General features: G+C 28.9%; 2 protein-coding genes. Both read right to left on the bottom strand.

Annotated features, from left to right (window positions below; translation table 11 throughout):
* Window positions 1–10 precede the first annotated feature (10 nt).
* The gene (locus H2280_RS08155; RefSeq protein WP_337216226.1) at window positions 11–1,342 is read right to left on the bottom strand and encodes a gluconate:H+ symporter; all 1,332 of its coding nucleotides are present in this window, start codon (window positions 1,340–1,342) and stop codon (window positions 11–13) included.
* Window positions 1,339–2,865 carry a gluconokinase gene (locus tag H2280_RS08150; RefSeq protein ID WP_337216225.1) on the bottom strand — a complete coding sequence of 509 codons (1,527 nt, stop codon included), beginning with the start codon at window positions 2,863–2,865 and terminating at the stop codon, window positions 1,339–1,341. Before H2280_RS08150 ends, H2280_RS08155 begins: the two co-directional genes overlap by 4 nt.
* Window positions 2,866–3,417 lie beyond the last annotated feature (552 nt).

The raw sequence follows: 3,417 nt of genomic DNA, 5'->3' as shown, positions 1-3,417 counted from the left end.
CAAATAATAACTAAACAAATAAATTTAAAATAAGCACCATTATAAGTCCAAAAACAGCTATGATTGTCTCAAGCAAGCTCCAAGTTAGCAAGGTTTGTTTTATACTCAAATTAAAAAATTCCTTAAACATCCAAAAACCTGGGTCATTCGGTAATGATAAAATAACACTGCCAGCACCTATAGATAAAACCATTAACTCCAGATTAACTCCACTTACCGTGGTAAGCGGAAGAACTATACTTGCTGTTGTTATCGCTGCAACCGAAGCTGAACCTAAAGCTATCCTAAGTAATGATGCTATCAGCCAAGCAGCTATTAGGGGAGAGAAACTAGATTTATTGATAAAATCTGATATATGGGAACTTAAACCGCTATCTATTAGAATTTGCTTCAAAACACCTCCTCCTGCAATGACAAGCAAAATCATAGCTATGCTTTTTACTCCTCCTTCTAAACTCTTACCAATTTGAGACATAGTCCTTCCTCTTTTTAAACCCAATATATAAATAGCTACTAAAATAGCTAACAAAAGAGCTATATTAGGGCTACCAAGAAATTCAATCACTTTATAAATAGAATTTTGATGAAATGATTCATTCGAAAAAAACTTTAAAAAAGTAGCCAAAAGCATTAAAATAACTGGTATTAATGCACTTATAACACTGGTAAAAAATGAAGGTAAATTGTCTAAATCTTGATTCTCAAAAGAAGTTACCTCTCTCCCTTTTATATTTCTTACAAAACTATAAAAAATAGGTCCTGCAACTATAAAAACAGGAGTTGCCACAATGCAACCATAAAACAAGGTTAATCCCAAATCAGCCTTTAAAGTATCCGCTATCATAACAGGTCCTGGATGAGGAGGTAAAAAGCCGTGTGTTACAGATAAAGCTGCAACCATAGGTATTCCGGCTTCCAAAGGATTTATTTTAAGTTCATTTGCTATAGTAAAAACAATAGGTATTAAAAGTATAAAACCTACCTCATAAAAAAGTGCGAAACCTACTAAAAAACTAGCTATACAAACACTCCATCTTATATTCTGTGCTCCAAAACTATTTATAACACTTATTGCTATTTTTCTAGCTGCACCGCTATCAGCCATTAATTTTCCAAGCATAGATCCTATGCTAAGTATTATAGCAAGTCCACCTAAAGTCTCCCCTAGACCTTTTGTAATAGTATCTGATATCTTTTGTATATCCATGCCTAGAGCTAAGCCTATAAAAATTGAAGTTAGAAGTAGAGATAAAAAACTATTAAGTTTAAATTTTACTATAACTAAAAATAAAAATATTATTCCGATTATAAGTATTAGCAAATCTATAAAAATTAAATTCATATTTTATTTTCCCCTATTTCGTAAATCTGTGCAAATTCATCTTGTAATTTTGAATATAAATTTTCATAAATTTTAAAAATTCTGTTATAAAGATCAAAATTTTCACTCTGTGCATGAAAAATTCTCTCACCTTCTAATTCTTCTAAATCATCTAAATTATCTATCAAACCTAATGATATAAAACCTAAAATAGCTGCTCCATAAGCAGCACCTTCGCTATTTTTAGGTAGTATTATATCTCTATTTAAAATATCTGCTAAAATTTGAATCCAAACACTAGATTTAGTAAAACTTCCACTCACTTTTATGCTAGTAGGCTCTTTAAAGCTTGAAAGAGGGTTATAAATACTTTTTAGCCCATAGCAAATTCCTTCCATAACAGCTCTTATCATATGAGATCTACTATGATTTAAACCTAAACCAAAAAACATACCCTTTAATTCACTATTCCAATGAGGTGCCCTTTCTCCAGTAAAAAAAGGTAAAGCTAAAAGTCCTTCGCTACCCACTGCTACCTTTGAAGCTTTTAAACTCATTAACTCATAGGCATCTATATCTATATTTTCAAGATTACTTGTGCTATAATGACAAATCTTATCCCTTAGCCACTTAAGCACTATTCCGCCATTATTTATAGCTCCTCCAACTACCCAAGTATCATCTAAGAGATTGTAACACCAAGTTCTAGCACTTGAATCCTTTTTAACTCCGTTGCTAATAAGCCTCAAAGCTCCACTAGTACCTATAGTAGCACTCATTTGTCCCTCTTTAAAACAACTTATACCCAAATTTACTAAAACTCCATCACTTGATCCTATTACTACTGGCAAACCTGGTGCTAGATTTAACTCTTTTGCAATTTCTTCTTTTAAACCTAAGTTAAAAATAGTATCTTTTACTTCTGGTAAATTTTCTTTTTTTAAACCCAAGCTATAAAGTAAATCATCATCCCAATTTAAATCATTCGCATTATAAAACCCACTCGCGCAGGCACAAGATTTATCTATACACCAAAAACCAGTTAATTGTTCAAAGATATAATCTTTTAAGGAATAAACTCTATCAAAATCTAAATTTTCATAATTTTGTTTAAAGTAAAGCATCTTAAAATATGGATAACAAGAATGAGGAGGACAGCAAGTTTTATCATAAAAATATTTTATATTGTCACTCTTTGCTTTGTAATCTTTTACAAGCTTACTAGCTCTGCCATCAGCCCAAATTAACATATTGCTTAAAAATTTATCTTTTTTAGCTAAAGCAAAACTATGCATGGCTACACTTAAAGATATTCCGAAAGGTTTTTTTCTAAGATATAAGAGTTTATTCGCCACCTCTTTTATAACTTTTTTAGTTTTATTAAAAATCAATTCATGATTTTGTTCTGCATAATTTGGCCTAGGCATTTCAATAGAATAATATTCATCTGCATAATAAAAAAGAGTTCCATTTTTTTCATAAGCAGCAGCTCTAACGCCTGTCGTACCTATATCAACTCCTATAAAAATATATTCTTCTTTCATTCAATTTCCTTTTTTATTTTATAATAAGTAAAATTTTGTAAAACAATATTTATTTTCATAAGTTCAAATAAACATTTTGACTAAATTTTTAATTTATGTTACCTTCTGTATCAATAAATTTTATAAATTGCGTTTTTTAAATCAAAATCTAGATTTTTTTCATAATTAACTTCTAAATACAAAATTTAATATAATTAAATATTGAAAATTGACAAATTGTATAACATCTTATCTCTCCACATTATGCATCTTATTCTTGCACTACATAAATTTGCAGCTAAACATGCTGAATAAAGTTCTACATTTAATCTAAAACTCACTATAATTTCTTATTTCATGGCTATATTTAATATTTTCTTATTTTTTTGATTTAGAATAAACGCTTATCAATTATATAATAGTAAAAAATTATTTTTATAAGATTTTATTAATTCTTGGATATTTGTATTTTTGATATTTAAATACGCAGATACTTATTATAGAATCTCTTAAATATAATTGAAAAAATGAATAATTGTTTGAAAGGAATCTATCAAATTAAATAGCCTTTTT

The sequence above is a fragment of the Campylobacter sp. 2457A genome (assembly GCF_020135895.1).
Lineage (GTDB): Bacteria > Campylobacterota > Campylobacteria > Campylobacterales > Campylobacteraceae > Campylobacter_D > Campylobacter_D taeniopygiae.
This window is presented reverse-complemented; position numbering and strand designations above follow the sequence as displayed.